Raw genomic sequence first — 18,341 nt, forward strand, 5'->3', positions numbered from 1 at the left:
GGTCTCCGTTCGCGCTACTTGATCCAGCGGAGGTTGTACTCGTAGCGGTGCGGCTGGCCGCGGTTGACGTGGATGCCCGCGGCCACGGAGAAGCAGGCCAGGGCCAGCCAGATGGCCGTCGCCAGCACGGCGAACAGGTTTCCGACCACCGGGACAAAGACCAGCAGGTTGGCGAGAACGGCGGCGATCGTGGGCGGCAGCGTGAAGTTGAGCGCTTCCTTCGACTCCTGCGCCGTGAAGGGGCCGCGGTCCTTGAAGATCAGGTAGATCAGCAGCGAAGGGATGCAGCCCAGAATGGCGCCAAAGTGCGCCAGGGTGGCCCACTGCCGGTCCTCGCTCGCCGTCAGCGGCAGGGCATTAGCGGGCACGCCGTGATACTGCGACTCGCCATGGCCTGCCTGGTGGTCCGTGTGTTCGCGTGCATCTTCTGCCACGTTTCGTCCTTTGGATTGCGGTGGAGCATTGGTACTTGTAGGGCCGCGGCCGCAACAAACGTTGCGGGCGCCGTTCCAAGAATACTTGCTCGGGCACCGAACCGGCGCACGGCGGGGCGGCTACGGCACCGTGAGGAAGTCGATGACTTCTTCCACCCGGCCCAGCAGGGACGGTTCCAGGTCCGCGTAGCTGCGGACGGCGCCGAGGAGTTTCTGCCAGCCCAGGCCGATGTCCTCCTTGCTGCTGTGCGGCCAGCCGAAGGCCGTGAGGATCCCGGTCTTCCAGTCCACCCCCCGCGGGATCACCGGCCACTGTTCAATGCCCAGCACGGCCGGGCGGATGGCCTGCCAGACGTCCACGTAGGGGTGACCGACGATCAGCACGTTGCCGGCGGCCCCCGGGGACGCCATCACGGCGTCGGCGATCCGGGACTCCTTCGAATCCGGGACGAGGTGGTCCACCAGCACACCGAGCCGGCGGCCCGGACCCGGCCCGAACTCCTTCACGGCGGCAGCCAGGTCGTCGATGCCATGCAGCGGCTCGACGACGATGCCCTCCACCCGCAGGTCATCGCCCCAGACCCTCTCGACGAGCTCGGCGTCGTGCTTGCCTTCCACCCAGATCCGGCTGGCTTTGGCCACCTGGGCGCGCTGTCCGGCCACCCGCACCGAGCCGGAGGCCGTGCGCGCCCCGACTGCCGCAGCAGGGGCCCGGGGGGCGGGCGGCATCAGCCGGATGGGCTGGCCCTCCAGCAGGAAGCCGAAGCCCAGCCGGAAGGAACGGGACTTGCCGCGCCGGTCCTCGAGGGCCACAACGTGCATGCCGCCGGACTTCTCCACCCGGGTCACAGCGCCCACCCAGCCGGACTGCACGTCCTCCAGCACCATGCCGCGTTCCACCGGGATTTCAGGGAGCTGGGCCTTGGCGGGGGCGGACAGGTCCTGCGGGCCCCAGTTCTGGTACGTCATCTGCTACACACTGCTTTGCGCTCGGAAATTTTCGGGGGACGATTCGGTCCCGCGGCCTGCGGTGTGCCCGGAAACACCTGTCCCGGCGGTCACGCCCGCAGCGAATCCAATGCTAACAACGGCGCGAGTCATATTAGACTGGTTAGCACTTAGGCATGTCGAGTGCTAACCGCGGGTTTCCGGGCGCGTCCCGTCACGCCCGGCGGCACCCGGCTCAGCGGAAACAGGTCGATTGGAGGTGGGGCGTGAGCGAGCCACGCAAACTTGAAGTACTGCGCGCCATCGTGGAGGACTACGTCCATTCCCGTGAACCGGTGGGATCCAAGGCGCTGGTGGAGCGGCACCACCTGGGCGTCTCCAGCGCCACGATCCGCAACGACATGGCGGCCCTGGAGGACGAGGGCCTGATCACGGCGCCGCACACCAGCGCCGGTCGGATCCCCACCGACAAGGGCTACCGCCTGTTCGTGGACCAGATTTCGGCCGTGAAGCCGCTGTCCCTGGCGGAGCGGCGCGCCATCCAGGCGCTGCTGGAGGGCTCGGACGACCTCGACGACGTTCTCGACCGGACTGTGCGGTTGCTCTCGCAGCTGACCAACCAGGTCGCCGTCGTGCAGTACCCGCTGCTCAGCCGGGCCCGGGTCCGGCACATCGAATTTGTGCTGCTGGCTCCGCGCAAGGTGCTGACCGTGCTGATCGCCGACACCGGCAAGGTGGAACAGCGGGTGATCGACGTCGGCCAGGAGCTCGGCGACGAGGCCCTCGCGGAACTGCGCACCCTGTTCCTGGCCAAGCTTTCGGGCACCCCGCTGAACCTGCTGCCGCAGTCGCTGCAGGCCGTCTCGGACAGCTGCCCGCCCGCTCGGCGCGGCGCGGCTCAGGCCCTCGCCCGGGGGCTCGAGTCGCTGGCGGCGAGCAGCCGCGAGGAACGGATGGTCATGGCCGGCAGGGCCAACCTGGCCCGGTCCAACGTGGACTTCCCGCTCAGCATCGGCCCGGTGCTCGAGGCCCTCGAGGAGCAGGTGGTGATGTTGCGCCTGCTCAGCGACATGGCGCAGGACCCCCGCGGCGTCACTGTCAGCATCGGCCGGGAGAACCCTTACGACGGCCTCTCCGAAGCCTCCGTGGTGGCCACCGGCTACGGTCCGGACGCCACCGCCAAGGTCGGCGTCCTCGGACCCACGCGGATGGACTATCCCACCACCATGGCCGCCGTCCGTGCGGTGGCCCGCTACCTTTCACGGATCCTCGGGCCCTGACGGCCCGGCCCCGGCACCAGCCATTTACCTGATACAGGCTCTGCCAGTTACCGGCAGTACAACCAGGAAGAGATACACACTTTGAGCAGCCACTACGACGTTCTTGGAGTCTCCCGCGAAGCGACGGGGGAAGAAATCAAGAAGGCCTACCGCAAACTCGCGCGGACCCTGCACCCGGACGTGAACCCCGGTGACGACGCTTCGGACCGGTTCAAGGCGGTCACGCACGCCTACGAGGTGCTCTCCGATCCGCAGAAACGCCGGGTCTACGACACGACGGGCAACGAGAACGGCACCGACAACGGCTTCGGCGGCGGCTACGCCGGGCAGGGCTTCGCCTTCCAGGACATCTTCGAGACCTTCTTCGGCGGCGCTGGCGGCCAGGGCGGCCCCGCGTCCCGGGTCCGGCGCGGGCAGGACGCACTGATCAGCGTCCGGATCGAGCTCCGCGACGCCGTCTTCGGCGTCAACAAGAAGCTCGAGGTGGACACCGCCGTCACCTGCCCCACCTGCGAGGGCTCCTGCTGCCGTGAGGGCAGCCACCCCGAACGTTGCGACATCTGCGGCGGCAGCGGCCAGGTCCAGCGCGCGGTGCGCTCCATCCTCGGCCAGGTTATGACGACTGCCCCGTGCGGGAGCTGTGAGGGTTTCGGCACCGTAATCAAGGACCCGTGCAACGAGTGCGCCGGCCAGGGCCGGATCCGCAGCCGCCGCTCGATGACTGTCAAGGTCCCGGCCGGCGTTGCCACCGGCACCCGCATCCAGCTCTCCGGCCAGGGTGAGGCCGGCCCGGCCGGCGGTCCCTCCGGCGACCTGTACGTCGAGATCCGGGTCAACAACGACCCGACCTTCGTCCGGGAGGGCGACGACCTGCACGCGAGCCTTCACATCCCGATGACCGCGGCCGCCCTGGGCACGGAAGTGACCTTTGAGACCTTTGACGGGGCGCAGGAGATCGACGTCAAGGCAGGCACCCAGTCGGGCGAGATCATCACGCTCCGCGGCATGGGTGTGACCCACCTGCGCGGCTACGGCCGCGGCGACCTCAAGGTGCACCTGCAGGTGGACACCCCGGCCAAGCTCGACGCCGCCCAGGAAGACCTGCTCCGCCAGCTCGCCAAGCTCCGCGGCGAGCAGTTCACCGAGGGCAAGCTCGCCGCCAGCGGCGGCGTCTTCGCCAAGCTGCGGGACCGGCTCGGTAACCTGTAGCGGTGAGTAACCCGGTCTTCTTCACGCCCGCAGGAACCCTGGACGACCAGGCCCCCGGCACAACGTTCGTCCTCACGGGCGCCGAGGCGCGCCATGCCGTGACCGTCAAGCGGCTGGCCGTGGGGGAGGCGGTCGACCTTGCCGACGGCGCCGGCACCCGCATCACCGGCACCGTCACCGCCGTCGCTCCCCAGGAGCTGACGGTGGAATGCGTCGAGGCGGCCACCGAGGCGCGGCCGGATATCAGGCTGATCCTGGTGCAGGCACTGGCCAAGGGCGACCGCGACGAACTGGCCGCCGAAACTGCTACGGAACTGGGCATCGACGCCGTCGTGCCCTGGCAGGCGGAACGGTCGATCGTCCGGTGGAAGCCCGAGCGCGCCGCGAAGGCCCACGCCAAGTGGCAGTCCGTGGTGACGGCAGCGGCGAAGCAGGCGCGCCGCGCCTGGATCCCGGAGGTCCGGGACGCCGTCGACGGCGGCGGCTTGCAGGCAGCCGTCGCGGCTGCGGACCTTGCCGTCATCCTGCACGAGGACGCGGTCCGCCCGCTCCGCCAGGTGCTGGAAAGCTGGCGCGGTCAGGCACTGAGTGACGGCGGCGAGCCGCGCGAGGTGCTCCTGATTGTCGGTCCCGAGGGCGGGATCAGCCCCCGCGAGGTCACCCGGCTGTGCGACGCCGGTGCGGTGACCGCCCTGCTGGGCCATCATGTGCTGCGTTCCTCCACCGCGGGGCCGGCTGCCACCGTGCTGGCGAGCGACGTGCTCGGCCGCTGGTAGCTGCCGGGCACCGCAGACGGGCGCTGCTGCCGGAGCAGTGCCTAGCGGACGGTGAAGCCGCGGGTGTCCACGTTCAGGTCCTGCACCGTGCTGCCCGGATCCACCTGCGACACCCGGGCCTCATAGCTGCCGGGCCCGAGGTTCAGGGAGAAGTTGAACAGGCCGGCCTGCGCGCCGTCCTGGGAGGCGGTGATGTTGCCGTTCAGGTAGGGGGTCTTCGTGGTGCCGTCGACCCGCAGGATCTCCCAGCGCAGCTTGCCGCCCGGGACTGTGCTCCGGCCGGTAAACTTCACGGCCCCCTCGGCTGCCTGGGTGCCTTCCTGCGGATCGATGATCCACACCGGCGCCACCATCCCGGCGCTGCGCGACGTCGGCGAACCGAGACGGACCCGGTTGAACGCGACGTAATCGGTGTGCCCGTCCACCAGGATGACCACCTGGATCTGCTGCCCGGCGTCGGTCAGGCCGGCGCTGGCACCGGCGGCCGTGGCGGTGTAGACCAGCTGCTGGATGGCGCGTTCGGCCATCTCGGCGTCGACGTTGCTGTTGAACGCGTCCGCGGACACATCCACCGTGATGACGTTCTTGCCGGAAATCGAGGTGGCCAGCTTTTTCGGGTTCTGCCAGGGGGTGAAGAAGTCGGGATCCAGCGGTTTCTCGGACATCATCACCCGCAGGGCCCGCGTAATGGGGTTGTCCTGCTCCGAGACGTCCCGGAACTCGCGGTAGAGGAAGACGTTGTTGTTGCTGCGCCCGATCCAGTAGACCGGGGCCTTGTTGGACGCCTGCGTGGATTCCAGCGGCGCGCTGGTGGCGGCGGCGCCCGCGGCGGGGCCGGGCACCGTCTGGGTGGGAGTTGCCGAGTCGGTGATTCCCGGCTGGGGCGTGGCCACGCAGCCGGACAGCGCCAGGGCGGCAGGTAGCACCAGCAGCAGGGCCCCACGGCGCGCACGCCGTCCTGCTGCCTTGACTACTTCACGCTGGCTGATGGCCGCCGTCCTTTCGCTGTGAGCCCTGATTCCTGCACTGCTCCGTGCCTGCCTGGTTTATTCCGCGGGCAGGGCGCCGGCCGCGCCGGGTTGCCCGCACTCCGTCGGGGAACGGCGGCGTCGGGCCCGGTAAGGCCAAATCCAGCATTACACAGCGCCGGGGCGCTCCGGGCGGGTTTTCGCGCCGGCCGGCGAACTGCAACGGGAACGATATGAGGACGATATGAAGTTGATACCTTATGTCGCTGCGCCGGACCCGGGCGCCGGTCCCGGGCCGCGCTGGCGTAAGATGGAGGGACCCGCCGGAACCGGCGCTGACGGCCCGGACCGGCGTCGGCCGGCAATGGCGGGAGACCATTTCCGAACTGGAGGGGACCAGAGGCCCACGGGCCAACACCATGACTGAAGCAGCCAACGGCAAGGCCCGGATCAGCGCGGGCGAGCGCACCGCAGGGGAATTTCCCCACTCCCTCCCAGGCCTGCGGACGGAAGTGGTCCTGTTCGACAACTCCGACCAAATGGTGCAGTCCCTGGGCAGCCACGACGAAGCCCTGCGCTTCATCGAAACCCAGTTCCCCGACGTCGACTTCCATGTCCGCGGCAACGAACTCGCCATCAGCGGCCCGGCCGCCGACGTACCCCGGATCATGCGGCTGCTCAACGAAGTGCGCGGCCTCGTGGCCCGCGGCACCGTCATCACACCGGCCGTACTGCAGCAACTGGTGTCAATGCTGCGCAGCCAGTCGCTGCAGAACCCCGTGGACGTCCTGACGCTCAACATCCTCTCCAGCCGCGGCAAGACCATCCGGCCCAAGACCCTGAACCAGAAGAACTATGTGGACGCGATCGACGCGAACACGGTGATCTTTGGGATTGGCCCGGCCGGCACGGGCAAGACCTACCTGGCCATGGCCAAGGCGGTCCAGGCGCTGCAGCAGAAGGAAGTCAACCGGATCATCCTGACCCGCCCGGCGGTGGAAGCGGGGGAGCGGCTGGGCTTCCTCCCCGGCACGCTCAGCGACAAGATCGACCCCTACCTCCGCCCGCTCTACGATGCGCTGCACGACATGATGGACCCCGAGTCGATCCCGCGGCTGATGGCCGCCGGCACCATCGAGGTTGCGCCGCTGGCCTACATGCGCGGGCGCACGCTCAACGACGCCTTCATCATCCTGGACGAGGCGCAAAACACCACCCCCGAGCAGATGAAGATGTTCCTCACCCGGCTGGGCTTCGGCTCCAAAATGGTGGTCACCGGCGACGTCACCCAGGTGGACCTGCCGTTCGGCACCCGCTCCGGGCTGCGGATCGTCGAAGAGATCCTGCAGGGGATCGAGGACGTCAATTTCTCGGTGCTGGACGCCTCCGACGTCGTCCGGCACCGGCTGGTGGGCGACATCGTGAACGCCTACAGCAACTGGGACGAAATACAAAGGAACCGGGTCAAGCACTCCGTCGCCCGGGAGAACCGGGGAGAACGCGCATGAGCATCGAAGTCAACAACGAATCAGGCGTGAGCGTCGACGAAGCGGAACTGGTGGCCCTGGCCCGGTTTGTCTTCGAACGGCTCTTCATTCACCCGCAGGCGGAGCTGTCCATCCTGCTGGTCGACGAGCCCGCCATGGAGAAGCTGCACATCGAACTGATGGACGAGCCGGGGTCCACGGACGTGCTGTCCGTGCCGATGGACGAGCTGACCCCGGGCACACCGGACAAGCCGACCCCGCAGGGCATGCTGGGCGACATCGCGATTTGCCCCCAGGTGGCCGAGGTGCAGGCCAAGAACGCCGGGCACTCGACCCAGGACGAGATGTTGCTGCTCACCACCCACGGCATCCTGCACCTGCTCGGCTTTGACCACGCGGAACCGGAGGAAAAGGAAGAGATGTTCGGCCTGCAGCGCGAACTGCTCTCCGGCTTCACCGGCAAGGACGCCCCGGCAGAGACGATTCAGTGACCCCACTGATCCTGGCCGGCATGGCGCTGGTCTTCCTCAGTTTTGCCGCCGTACTGACCGCGGCCGAGGCGGCCTTCAACTACCTTCCCCGGCATGACGCCGAACAGGCGATCCTGCACAGCCGCGGCACCGCGCTGAAACGGATCATGGGCCAGCCGGTGGCGCACATGCGTGCGCTGCGGTTCTGGCGCGTCTGGTTCGAGATGGCCTCCGCGGTGGCCGTGACCGTGCTGCTGCACAGCCTGCTGGACAACGTCTGGCTCGCGGGACTGGCGGCCACGGGCATCATGGCGCTGGTGGGCTTTGTGATCGTCGGTGTGTCCCCGCGCCAGCTCGGCCGGGTGCACTCGGCAGGACTGGTGCGGTTCTCGGCCCCGCTGATCCGCTGGCTCTGCTGGGTGCTCGGCCCCATTCCGGGGTGGCTGGTCACCGTCGGCAGCGCTGTTGCCCCCGGCGCGCCGGCGGACAACGAGGCCTTCTTCAGCGAAGAGGAGTTCCGCGAACTGGTCGAACGCGCGAGCGAATCCGACGTGATCGAGGACAACGAGGCGGAGCTGATCCAGTCCGTCTTCGACTTCGGCGACACGCTGGTCCGCTCGGTTATGGTGCCCCGGACCGACATCCTCTGCATCGACTCGGGCTCCAGCCTGCACCGGGCGATGTCGCTGTTCCTGCGCTCCGGGTACTCACGGATCCCGGTCATCGGTGAGAACACGGACCAGATCCTCGGTATCGTGTACCTCAAGGACGTCGCCGCCGTGGTCCACAACCTGGCCCCGGGCGAGGAGCCGCCGCTCGTCGACGAACTGGCCCGCGAAGTCCGCTACGTGCCGGATTCGAAGCCCGTGAGCGAGCTGCTCCGGGAGCTGCAAAAGGAATCGACGCACGTCGCGATCGTGATCGACGAATACGGCGGGACCGCCGGGCTGGTCACGCTGGAGGACCTGATCGAGGAGATCGTCGGCGAGATCGTGGACGAATACGACACCGAGGCGGCCGAAGCCGTGGAACTGGGCGACGGCAGCTACCGGGTCAGCGCCAAGATGAGCATCGACGACCTCGGCGAGCTCTTCGACCTTGAACTCGACGACGACGAGGTGGACACCGTGGGCGGCCTGCTCGCGAAGGCGCTCGGCCGGGTGCCGATCGTCGGGAGCACGGTCGCCGTCGACGGCGTCACGCTCCGGGCCGACCGGCTCGAGGGCCGCCGGAACCGCGTCAGCCACATCATTGCGGCCGCAGTTCCAAAGGAAGAAACTGACCTTGATGGCCTTCTCGACGAGGCCGAACCAACGCAACAGGGAGTTCCACGTGAGCAAGCAGAATAAGTCCGACGGCGAAGCGCCCTTCGGCGGTTACCGGGCCGGTTTCGCGGTGCTGGTGGGACGGCCCAACGCCGGCAAATCCACCCTCACCAACGCCCTGGTCGGCCAGAAGGTTGCCATCACCTCGGCCAAGCCGCAGACCACCCGCCACACCATCCGCGGCATCGTGCACCGCGAGGACTCCCAGCTGATCCTCGTCGACACCCCCGGACTGCACCGCCCGCGCACCCTGCTCGGCAAGCGCCTGAACGAACTCGTCGCCGATACCCTCGCCGAGGTCGACGCGATCGGCTTCTGCCTGCCCGCCAACGAGAAGATCGGCCCCGGGGACAAGTTCATCGCCGCACAGCTCGCCGCCCTCGGTAACAAGCCGGTCATCGCGGTCGTGACGAAGGCCGACACAGTGGACCGCCAGGGCCTGACCGAGCAGTTGCTCGCCGTCGCCGCCCTGGGCCGCGAGGTGCTGGGCGGGGACGGCTGGAAGGACATCGTCCCGGTCTCCGCCACGGACGGCTTCCAGGTCGGCACCGTAGCGGATGTGCTGATCAGCCACATGCCGCCGTCGCCGCCGCTCTACCCGGACGGGCACCTGACCGACGAGCCCGAAGCGGTGATGATCGCCGAACTGATCCGCGAGGCCGCCCTCGAGGGCGTCCGTGACGAACTTCCGCACTCGCTGGCGGTCGTGGTCGACGAGATCGTTCCGCGCGAGGGCCGCCCCGAGGACCGCCCGTTCCTGGATGTCCGGGTCAACCTGTACGTGGAGCGGCCCTCGCAGAAGGCCATCATTATCGGCAAGGGCGGCGCCAGGCTCCGGGAAGTGGGCACCACGGCGCGCAAGGCCATCGAGGCGCTTCTTGGCGCCCGGATCTACCTGGACCTGCACGTCAAGGTTGCCAAGGACTGGCAGCGCGACCCGAAGCAGCTGGTGAAACTGGGCTTCTGACCCCCAACGACGGCGGTGCGGGCGGCGTTTCGATGCATCCGCCGCACCGCCGGCCCGGACCGCGGAAGGCCGCCGCGGCCCGGCCCCGGCACGCCCATCGGGAATTTCCCAGTTTCGGACACTAAAATGGTCAGACTCCCGCTCGCTAAGGAAGGCACCACCCGTGGTTCGACCCCGTGACAACAGTGCAGACGGAACCGGCTCCCCGGTTCGGTCAAACGCCGCTGCCCGGCACACGGAAGACCCTTCCGTCGGCCTCGCCCGCCATCTGGGTGCTGGCCCGCGGACCCCGGTATGGCTGAAGGCCACCACGCTCGTCATTTCGGTCCTGCTTGTGGGGGTGATTGCCTTCGGTGCGTACTGGTTCATCCGGCTGCAGGGAAACATCACCAAGCAGGCCCTTGGCGCCGGGAACAGCCGGACCGAAGACACCGTGGACGAAGCGAAGGACCGGATGCAGATCCTGATCCTCGGGTCGGACACCCGCGACGGCAAGAACTCGCAGTATGGCAGCGCGGCGGATTCCACTGGCTACGGCCACTCGGACGTGATGATGCTGATGGACATCTCCGCGGACAACAAGCGCGTGAGCGTGATCAGCTTCCCGCGCGATTTGCTGGTCAACATTCCCAAGTGCGTGGACCAGAAAACAAAGCAGGAGTTTCCGGCCCAGAAGAATGTCATGATCAACGCGGCGATGTCCGAGGCCGGCATCGGCTGTGCCGTGGACACGGTTAACAAGATGACCGGCCTGGAGATCGACCACTTTATGATGGCCGACTTCAACTCGGTCAAGGAGCTGTCCAACACGGTCGGCGGCGTGGACGTGTGCGTCAGTGACGCTATCTACGACCCCGACTCCGGGCTCCGCCTGCCCAAGGGCACCTCCAAGGTCCAGGGCGAGCAGGCCCTTTCCTTCGTCCGGACCCGGCATGCCTTCGGGGACGGCAGCGACCTCGGCCGGATCAAGGCCCAGCAGGGTTTCCTGTCTTCCCTGGTCCGCAAGATCAAGGACGACGGCACCCTCTCGAACCCGGGCCGGATGCTTGGCATCGCGGACGCGATCACCAAGAACCTCACTATTGACGAGGGCATGGCCTCCGTCCCGACGCTGCTGACGGTCGGGAACCGGCTCAGGGACATCGACGTCAGCAAGGTGGCCTTCGTCGCCGCCCCCACCGAGCCCGCCGTGTCGGACCCCAACCGCCTGCAGCTGGCCGAACCGGCCGCTTCGCAGCTGTTCGCGGCAATGCGCAAGGACATTGACCTGACCGATCCGGCCGCGAAACCCGATGCCTCGGCCAGCGCCCCGGCCAGTACGGAACCCGCGGCCAGCCAGAGCCCCGCCGCCCCGGCCTACAACAAGGCACTGCAGCCCGTGACCGTGGCCAACGGCACCGGCGACCCGGCCCGGGCCAAGGAGCTGGTCGCCGCGCTGACCGCAGGCGGCTTCACCCAGACGGGCCAGCTGACCGCGAAGGCGGTGGCGACGACGGCGGTGTACTACGGGGCCAACTTCGCCGACGTCGCAGTGGACGTCGCCGCGCTGCTGGGCATCCCGGCCTCCCAGGTGCTTCCGGCGGCCGGCGTCACCGGCGTGCAGGTCTACGTTGGCCGCGACTATGCCGGCGCGACCCAGCAGCCGGACGCCCCGGCGACGCTGCCGCCGGACATCGTCAACCAGACAGCCGGAGACACCGTCTGCCAGCAGGCCAACCCCGCGCTGATCACCCGCTAGGGACAGCACAACAAAGGCGGGCGGGGTGATGTCACCCGGCCCGCCTTTGTTGCCCCTACCAGCGGCGGCTGCCCGCTACCAGATGCTCACCCGTTCCTCCGGCGCCAGCCACATGCCGTCCTGCTCCGCGGGTTCGAAGGCCGCGTGGAACGCATCGAGGTTCTTGGCGATGTTGTTCGTGCGGAACTCGTTGGGGGAGTGCGGATCCGTGGCCAGCCGGCGGACCGCCTCCTCGCCGCGGATCACCTGGCGCCAGCATGCGGCCCAGGACGCAAAGAAGCGCTGCGCGCCGGTAAGCCCGTCAAGGACCGTCGGCTCCTGCCCGCCGAGGCTGAGCTGGTACGCCTTGTACGCGATGGTGAGGCCGCCAAGGTCGCCGATGTTCTCACCGAGCGTCAGCTTGCCGTTGACGTGGTGGCCCTCGGCTTCGGCGGGGGAGAGCGCATCGAACTGGGCCACCAGTTTGGAGGTCAGGGCCTCGAACGCGGTCCGGTCCGCCTCGGTCCACCAGTTGCGGAGCAGGCCGCTGCCGTCGTACTGGGAACCCTGGTCATCAAAACCGTGGCCGATCTCGTGGCCGATCACGGCGCCGATCCCGCCGTAGTTGACGGCGTCGTCGGCGTCGGCGGTGAAGAACGGCGGCTGCAGGATCGCGGCCGGGAACACGATCTCGTTCAGCAGCGGGTGGTAGTAGGCGTTGACGGTCTGCGGCGTCATGAGCCACTTCTCCCGGTCCACCGGTTTGCCCACCTCGTCCAGGTGCCGGTCGACGTCGGCGCTGTGGGCCCGCTCCACGTTGCCGAGGAGGTCCGCCTCGTCGATGACCACGGCGGAGTAATCGATCCACTTATCCGGGTACCCGATCTTGGCCCGGAAGGAATCGAGCTTCTTCAGCGCCTCCACCTTGGTCTCTTCGCCCATCCAGGCCAGGTCTGTAATCGACCCGCGGTACGCCTCGATCAGGTTGGCCACCAGCGCGCGCATGTGCTCCTTGTGGCTTTCCGGGAAATGCCGGGCGACGTAGATCTGCCCGACTGCCTCACCCAGGGCGGCCTCGACGACGGCGACGCCGCGCTTCCAGCGGTCCCGGTTGCGCGGCGTGCCGCTCAGCGTGGTGCCGTAGAACGCGAAGTTCGCGTCCACGAAGGCGGCGGACAGGTACGGCGCGGCCGCGCTGACGACGCGCAGTGCCAGCCATTCCTGCCAGACGGACAGCGGCACCGTGGCCAGCAGGGCGGCCGTGCCCGCGAAGAAGTCCGGGGTGCTCACCACGAGCTCGGCGCGCTTCTCCGGCGCGATCCCGGCGGCGTCGAACCAGTCCGGGAGCAGCGGGAACAGCTGCGCGACCTCTTCGGCGGACTTCAGGTTGTAGGTCTTCTGCGGGTTGCGCAGCGTGACCTTGTCCCAGTGGTGCGACGCCAGGGACGTCTCCAGCTCCACCACGCGGGCGGCAGCTCCCTCGGCGTCGGGGATGTCGGCGAGCCCGAACATGGTGCGGACGTGGTCGCGGTAGGCCTGGACCATCGGCGCGAACTTCTCGTCGCGGTAGTAGGACTCGTCGGGCAGCCCCAGACCGCCCTGGCCGGTGTAGAGCAGGATCCGGTCCGGGTTGCCCGCGTCCGGCGCCGGATAGATGTAGAACAGCCCGGAGACATCGGCGCGGAACAGCCGCCCGGCGAGCCGGACCAGCTCGGCCACGGACGGGGCGGCGAAGACCTCGGCCAGCCGGGCACGGATCGGCTCCGCACCCTTGGCCTCCACCGTGTCCTCGTCCATAAAGCTGTTGTAGAGGTCCCCGATCTTGCGTTCGATGCCGGTCGCGTCCGCGCCGCGGCCGGCCGCTTCCAGGATGATCTCCTTGACCGCAAGCTCCGAGCCGTCGCGCAGCGCCGTGAAAGTGCCCTCGAGCGGCCGGTCGTCCGGGATGGGGGTGTTCTTCAGCCAGCTGCCGTTGAAGTGCCGGTAAAGGTCGTCCTGGGGGCGGACGCCGGCGTCGATTGTGGACTGGTCAATCCCGGAAAGCGGCACTGCTGCTCCTTCGAATGGGACGCTGCGCCGGGCCCTGGCACCGGTGCGGCGTCTGCATGGTGGACGTTGCGGAGGTATGGCTCCTTCATCTTACGCACCCGTGTTAGTGTGAAAATGTGCGCGCAGAACTGCTCCTTCTTAGCTGCCGCGGCGAGGCCTCAGACGCGATCTAGCGCAAGGCCAAACCTCGCTGCGGAGTTTGTGTTGCCCGGCCACCCTTTCACCAGGAACCACAGAAAAGGCCCCGATAGTAATGCGAAACGCACAGCAGCCCTCAGGAATGCCGGTCCACCGCTACGTCCCGTTCCAGGACCTGATCACGGTCGAACTGCCGGACCGCACCTGGCCGGACAAGGTCATCACCAAAGCCCCGCGCTGGTGCGCGGTCGACCTGCGTGATGGCAACCAGGCCCTGATCGACCCGATGAGCCCGGCCCGCAAGATGAAGATGTTCGAGCTGCTGGTCCGGATGGGCTACAAGGAAATCGAGGTCGGATTCCCCTCGGCCTCGCAGACCGACTTCGACTTCGTCCGCCAGCTCATCGAGGGCAACCGCATCCCGGACGACGTCACCATCCAGGTCCTGACCCAGGCCCGTGAACACCTGATTGAGCGGACCTACGAATCCCTGGTCGGCGCCAAGCAGGCCATCGTGCACCTCTACAACTCGACGTCGGTCCTGCAGCGCCGGGTCGTGTTCAACCAGGACGAGGACGGCATCCTCGACATCGCCCTGCAGGGTGCCCGGCTGTGCAAGAAGTACGAGGAAACCCTCGAGGACACCCACATCACCTACGAGTACTCGCCGGAATCCTTCACCGGCACCGAACTCGCCTACGCCGTGCGGGTCTGCAACGCGATTGCCGACGTCTTCGAGGCGTCCGCCGACCGCCAGGTGATCATCAACCTGCCGGCCACGGTCGAGATGGCCACCCCCAACGTGTACGCGGATTCCATCGAGTGGATGAGCCGCCACCTGCACCCGCGCGAGGGCATCATCCTCTCCCTGCACCCGCACAACGACCGCGGGACCGGCGTCGCGGCCGCCGAGCTGGGCTACCTGGCCGGGGCCGACCGGATCGAGGGCTGCCTGTTCGGCAACGGGGAGCGGACCGGCAACGTGGACCTGGTCACCCTGGGCCTGAACATGTTCGTCCAGGGCATCGACCCGATGATCGACTTCTCCGACATCGACGACGTCCGCCGCACGGTCGAGTACTGCAACCAGCTACCCGTCGCGGAACGCTCGCCCTACGGCGGGGACCTGGTCTTTACGGCCTTCTCCGGTTCCCACCAGGACGCCATCAAGAAGGGCCTGGAAGCCCTGGAACGGGACGCGGCCGCCGCCGGCAAGGACGTGGCCGACTACGCCTGGCAGGTCCCGTACCTGCCGGTGGACCCCAAGGACCTCGGCCGCAGCTACGAGGCCGTGATCCGGGTCAACTCGCAGTCCGGCAAGGGCGGCGTGGCCTACCTGCTCAAGAACGAGCACAACCTGGACCTGCCGCGCCGGGCGCAGATTGAGTTCTCCGGCGTGATCCAGCGCCGCACTGACCTGGTGGGCGGCGAAGTCAGCGGCGGCCAGCTGTGGCAGCTCTTCCAGGACGAGTACCTGCCCTCCGCCGCCGCCGAGACCCAGTGGGGCCGCTACGCCCTCGGCGCGGTCAGCACCGAATCGGACGAAGACGGCACCATGACCCTGACCGCCGCGCTCAAGGTGGACGGCAAGCCGCTGCGCCGCACCGGGACCGGCAACGGCCCGATCGCGGCGCTGCTGAGCATCCTGCGTGAGGACGGCGTGGACGTCCGCGTGCTGGACTACAGCGAGCACGCCCTCTCCGAAGGCGGCAGCGCCCAGGCCGCGGCCTACGTCGAATGCGCCGTGGGGGAGCGGGTGCTGTGGGGAGTCGGGATCGACGCCAACACCTCCATGGCCTCGCTCAAGGCCGTTATCTCCGCCGTCAACCGGGCCATCCGGGACGCCCGCGCCTAGCAGCCGCAGTCGCCGTGCCGCCGGTTGCTCCGGCGGCGCGGGGCGGCGTCCCGGCAGGGCCGCATTTCCAATGGCAGTGTTTCCCCGAAGTCAGTGCGAAGATTAACTGTGGCCCAACCCTCCTCCTTTGCTGCGCGCGCGTACCGCGACGACGCCGTTGTGCTGCGCACCCACAAGCTCGGCGAAGCGGACCGCATCATCACCCTGCTGACCAAGCACCACGGCCAGGTCCGGGCCGTCGCCAAGGGTGTCCGCCGGACCAGCAGCCGCTTCGGCGCCAGGCTGGAACCGTTTATGGTCGCGGACCTGCAGCTGATCTCCGGGCGTACCCTGGACGTGGTCACGCAGGCCGTCGCCAAGGGCGCTTACGGCTCCAGCATCGCCGCCGACTACGGCCGCTACACCGTGGCAGCCGCGATGACCGAGACGGCGGAGAAGCTCACCGACGTCGACGGCGAGGCCGGCACCGCCCAATACAACCTGCTGGTCGGTGCACTGGCGTCGCTGAGCCGCGGCGACCACGCCCCCGAGCTCATCCTGGATTCCTACCTGCTCCGCGCCCTGTCCACCGGCGGCTGGGCACCCAGCTTCACCGACTGCGCCCGCTGCGGCGCGCCGGGGCCGCACACCGCCTTTTCCGCCGCGCTCGGCGGCATGGTCTGCGGGGAGTGCCGGCCGCCGGGATCCCCCGCGCCTGCCTCGGAGACGGTACTGCTGCTGGGGGCGCTGCTGACCGGCAACTGGACGGCGGCGGACGCCTCCGCGCCTGTCCACCGGCGGGAGGCCGCCGGCCTGGTGGCAAGCTACCTGCAGTGGCATCTGGAACGCGTCCTGAAATCCCTCAAACATGTGGAGCGAACATAACCGTGGCCCTCGGCAAGAGCAATCCAGGAAAGAAGAAGGATCCGGTCCGCCGGCGCACCGCCGAGGTGGTGGCCCCCTACCCGCACCCCTCCGGTGCCCTGCCGCCCGCCATCCCCGCGGAGTTTATTCCAAAGCACGTCGCGATCGTGATGGACGGCAACGGCCGCTGGGCGAACCAGCGCGGCCTGCCCCGGATCGAGGGCCACAAGGCGGGGGAGCCGGCCTTGCTGGACGTGATGGCCGGGGCCATCGAACTGGGCATCGAGCATGTCAGTGTTTACGCGTTTTCCACCGAGAACTGGCGCCGCTCGCCCGAGGAGGTGCGCTTCCTGATGGGATTTAACAAGGACGTGCTGCGTCGTCAGCGGAACCAGCTCGACGAGTGGGGCGTGCGGATCCGCTGGTCAGGGCGGCGGCCCAAGCTCTGGGGCTCAGTGATCCGGGAACTCGAGGAGGCCGAGGAGTACACCCGGGGCAACAGCACCTGCACACTGAACATGTGTGTTAATTACGGCGGCCGGGCGGAAATCGCCGACGCCGTCTCCGCGATCGCCGAGGAAGTCGCCGCCGGCCGGCTCAAGCCCGGCGCCATCACCGAACGGACCATCCAGAAGTACCTGGACGAACCCGACCTGCCCGACGTCGACCTGTTCCTGCGCAGCTCCGGCGAGCAGCGCCTCTCCAACTTCATGCTCTGGCAGTCCGCCTACGCCGAGTTCGTCTTCCTCGACACGCTGTGGCCGGACGTGGACCGGCGGACCCTCTGGGACGCCGTCGAAATCTATGCCCAGCGGGACCGCCGCTACGGAGGCGCGGTCGACGCTGCCGCCCCGGTGCGCCCCGCCTGACCCGCCCTAGGCGCCGGCGGCGTCGTCCGTGACGTAGGCCCGGATCCAGCGGGCGAGCCGGGCATAGGCGTCGGCCCGGACCCGCGGCGCCGAGAGGAAAACGTCGTGCAGGGCGCCGTCGATCCGTTCTAGGGTCACGGTGCGGCCCAGGCTGAGGGCGCGCAGGGCGATGGTGTTCACGTCCAGTACCGCGTCGGTGCGCCGCATCGACTCTTTCCAGAACATGCCGTTGGCGCTGGCGCCGGAGATCAGCACCAGGATCGGCACGTCGATGTTCAGCCCCCGGGCTACCCGGGACTGGCCGGCGAGCACGGCGCTGAGCCAGCCGGCGCGCACCGGGAAGGCCCGGGGCGGCCGATAGTTGTCATCCAGGACCCATTCGCCCTCCGCGGCGCTGCTGATGCTGCGCCAATAGAAGGCCCGCTCGGGCAGCCGGATCACGGACTCGGGCCGGAAGCGGGCCAGCGGCTCGACCATGGTCCGGGCGGCGCGGCGCACCGCAGGACTGCCGTGCATTTCGAGCCAGGGACTGTCGAGGACCAGCTGGGCGGCGCGGCCCGGGTGCCGGCTCGTCCAGAGCGCCGCGATCAGCCCGCCGGTGGAGTGCCCCATCAGGGTCACCGGCGGGGGAGCCGCGCCCTTGGGCGCGAGGGAGTCGATGATGTCGATCGCCGCGGTGATCTCGGCGTCGTAGTCGGCCAGGTCCGCGACGTAGCCGCCGTGGGCGCCGGGACGCAGACTCCGGCCGTGGTTGTGCATGTCCAGGGCGTAGAAGGCGAAGCCTTGGCCGGTCCAGAACTCCGCGAGTTCCTCGTTAAAGAAGTAGTCGCTCCAGCCGTGCAGGAACAGCACCGCCCGCCGCGGGGCGCTGCCGGCACCGGAGGCAGGGATGTGCCGGATCAGGGTGGCGGTGCGCTCCACCCCGTCAGGTCCCACCGACTGGAAGGGGCACGCCGCGAAGTCCTCGCCCAGGATGTCCCTCTGCCAGTCCATCTTTTCCTCCCGG

16 protein-coding genes are annotated in these 18,341 nt (G+C 68.5%); 11 read left to right on the forward strand and 5 right to left on the reverse strand.

The genetic code is table 11. The features are described from left to right. Positions 1–14 precede the first annotated feature (14 nt). Both AC6I9V_RS16610 and AC6I9V_RS16615 read right to left on the reverse strand, forming a co-directional pair. Positions 15–434 (reverse strand): DUF4870 domain-containing protein, encoded by a 420-nt coding sequence (locus tag AC6I9V_RS16610; protein WP_497900198.1) that lies wholly within the window; start codon positions 432–434, stop codon positions 15–17. A gap of 120 nt (positions 435–554) precedes the next feature. After that, a complete protein-coding gene (locus AC6I9V_RS16615; RefSeq protein WP_497900199.1) occupies positions 555–1,403 on the reverse strand; it encodes a DUF3097 domain-containing protein in 849 nt (282 codons plus the stop codon). 245 nt (positions 1,404–1,648) lie between these two features. Here AC6I9V_RS16615 and hrcA point away from each other — a divergent pair, with 245 nt between their 5' ends. The 3 genes from hrcA (at position 1,649) to AC6I9V_RS16630 (ending at position 4,647) form a co-directional block, all read left to right on the forward strand. Next, positions 1,649–2,662 (forward strand): heat-inducible transcriptional repressor HrcA, encoded by a 1,014-nt coding sequence (gene hrcA / locus AC6I9V_RS16620; RefSeq protein ID WP_497900200.1) that lies wholly within the window; start codon positions 1,649–1,651, stop codon positions 2,660–2,662. Positions 2,663–2,743: 81 nt separating this feature from the next. Continuing rightward, positions 2,744–3,871 carry a molecular chaperone DnaJ gene (dnaJ, locus tag AC6I9V_RS16625; RefSeq protein ID WP_497900201.1) on the forward strand — a complete coding sequence of 376 codons (1,128 nt, stop codon included), beginning with the start codon at positions 2,744–2,746 and terminating at the stop codon, positions 3,869–3,871. A gap of 2 nt (positions 3,872–3,873) precedes the next feature. Further along, positions 3,874–4,647 carry a 16S rRNA (uracil(1498)-N(3))-methyltransferase gene (locus AC6I9V_RS16630; RefSeq protein ID WP_497900202.1) on the forward strand — a complete coding sequence of 258 codons (774 nt, stop codon included), beginning with the start codon at positions 3,874–3,876 and terminating at the stop codon, positions 4,645–4,647. Positions 4,648–4,688: 41 nt separating this feature from the next. Here the strand turns inward: AC6I9V_RS16630 and AC6I9V_RS16635 are convergent, their stop codons facing one another. Further along, complete coding sequence (locus AC6I9V_RS16635; protein WP_497900203.1) at positions 4,689–5,573, reverse strand: GerMN domain-containing protein; 885 nt, start codon at positions 5,571–5,573, stop codon at positions 4,689–4,691. Between the two features lie 461 nt (positions 5,574–6,034). On the opposite strand from AC6I9V_RS16635, the gene AC6I9V_RS16640 reads away from it, so the two are divergent. The 5 genes from AC6I9V_RS16640 to AC6I9V_RS16660 all read left to right on the forward strand — a co-directional run bounded on the left by AC6I9V_RS16640 (position 6,035) and on the right by AC6I9V_RS16660 (position 11,602). After that, positions 6,035–7,123, forward strand: coding sequence for a PhoH family protein (locus AC6I9V_RS16640; protein WP_349414236.1), 1,089 nt, complete (start codon positions 6,035–6,037; stop codon positions 7,121–7,123). Then, positions 7,120–7,593 (forward strand): rRNA maturation RNase YbeY, encoded by a 474-nt coding sequence (gene ybeY / locus AC6I9V_RS16645; RefSeq protein WP_138769270.1) that lies wholly within the window; start codon positions 7,120–7,122, stop codon positions 7,591–7,593. Before AC6I9V_RS16640 ends, ybeY begins: the two co-directional genes overlap by 4 nt. Beyond that, positions 7,590–8,921, forward strand: a complete 1,332-nt coding sequence (locus AC6I9V_RS16650) for a hemolysin family protein (RefSeq protein WP_497900204.1) — start codon at positions 7,590–7,592, stop codon at positions 8,919–8,921. Before ybeY ends, AC6I9V_RS16650 begins: the two co-directional genes overlap by 4 nt. Further along, the gene (gene era, locus AC6I9V_RS16655; protein ID WP_349414238.1) at positions 8,905–9,864 is read left to right on the forward strand and encodes a GTPase Era; all 960 of its coding nucleotides are present in this window, start codon (positions 8,905–8,907) and stop codon (positions 9,862–9,864) included. The genes AC6I9V_RS16650 and era overlap by 17 nt, the downstream gene beginning before the upstream one ends. 163 nt (positions 9,865–10,027) lie before the next feature. Next, entirely contained in the window at positions 10,028–11,602 is a 1,575-nt protein-coding gene (locus AC6I9V_RS16660) for an LCP family protein (RefSeq protein ID WP_497900205.1), read from the forward strand. 75 nt (positions 11,603–11,677) lie between these two features. Here the strand turns inward: AC6I9V_RS16660 and AC6I9V_RS16665 are convergent, their stop codons facing one another. Then, the gene (locus tag AC6I9V_RS16665) at positions 11,678–13,630 is read right to left on the reverse strand and encodes a M13 family metallopeptidase (RefSeq protein ID WP_497900206.1); all 1,953 of its coding nucleotides are present in this window, start codon (positions 13,628–13,630) and stop codon (positions 11,678–11,680) included. Positions 13,631–13,883: 253 nt separating this feature from the next. Between AC6I9V_RS16665 and leuA the strand changes: the two genes are divergently transcribed. From leuA to AC6I9V_RS16680, 3 genes are all read left to right on the forward strand, one after another. After that, a complete protein-coding gene (gene leuA / locus AC6I9V_RS16670; RefSeq protein ID WP_349414241.1) occupies positions 13,884–15,623 on the forward strand; it encodes a 2-isopropylmalate synthase in 1,740 nt (579 codons plus the stop codon). Between the two features lie 108 nt (positions 15,624–15,731). Next, the gene (gene recO, locus AC6I9V_RS16675) at positions 15,732–16,487 is read left to right on the forward strand and encodes a DNA repair protein RecO (protein ID WP_349414242.1); all 756 of its coding nucleotides are present in this window, start codon (positions 15,732–15,734) and stop codon (positions 16,485–16,487) included. Between the two features lie 2 nt (positions 16,488–16,489). After that, complete coding sequence (locus AC6I9V_RS16680) at positions 16,490–17,335, forward strand: isoprenyl transferase (protein WP_497900207.1); 846 nt, start codon at positions 16,490–16,492, stop codon at positions 17,333–17,335. Between the two features lie 6 nt (positions 17,336–17,341). On the opposite strand, the gene AC6I9V_RS16685 is transcribed toward AC6I9V_RS16680, so the two are convergent. Further along, a complete protein-coding gene (locus AC6I9V_RS16685; RefSeq protein ID WP_497900208.1) occupies positions 17,342–18,328 on the reverse strand; it encodes an alpha/beta hydrolase in 987 nt (328 codons plus the stop codon). Between the last annotated feature and the right edge of the window lie 13 nt (positions 18,329–18,341).

It is taken from the genome of Arthrobacter sp. SlRoot2-15 (assembly GCF_059739345.1).

Excerpts from the sequence above, each read along its gene's own strand:
- AC6I9V_RS16615 (WP_497900199.1), bottom strand. The coding sequence starts at position 1,403 with ATGACGTACCAGAACTGGGGCCCGCAGGACCTGTCCGCCCCCGCCAAG.
- AC6I9V_RS16640 (WP_349414236.1), top strand. The coding sequence starts at position 6,035 with ATGACTGAAGCAGCCAACGGCAAGGCCCGGATCAGCGCGGGCGAGCGC.
- ybeY (WP_138769270.1), top strand. The coding sequence starts at position 7,120 with ATGAGCATCGAAGTCAACAACGAATCAGGCGTGAGCGTCGACGAAGCG.
- leuA (WP_349414241.1), top strand. The coding sequence starts at position 13,884 with ATGCGAAACGCACAGCAGCCCTCAGGAATGCCGGTCCACCGCTACGTC.
- AC6I9V_RS16685 (WP_497900208.1), bottom strand. The coding sequence starts at position 18,328 with ATGGACTGGCAGAGGGACATCCTGGGCGAGGACTTCGCGGCGTGCCCC.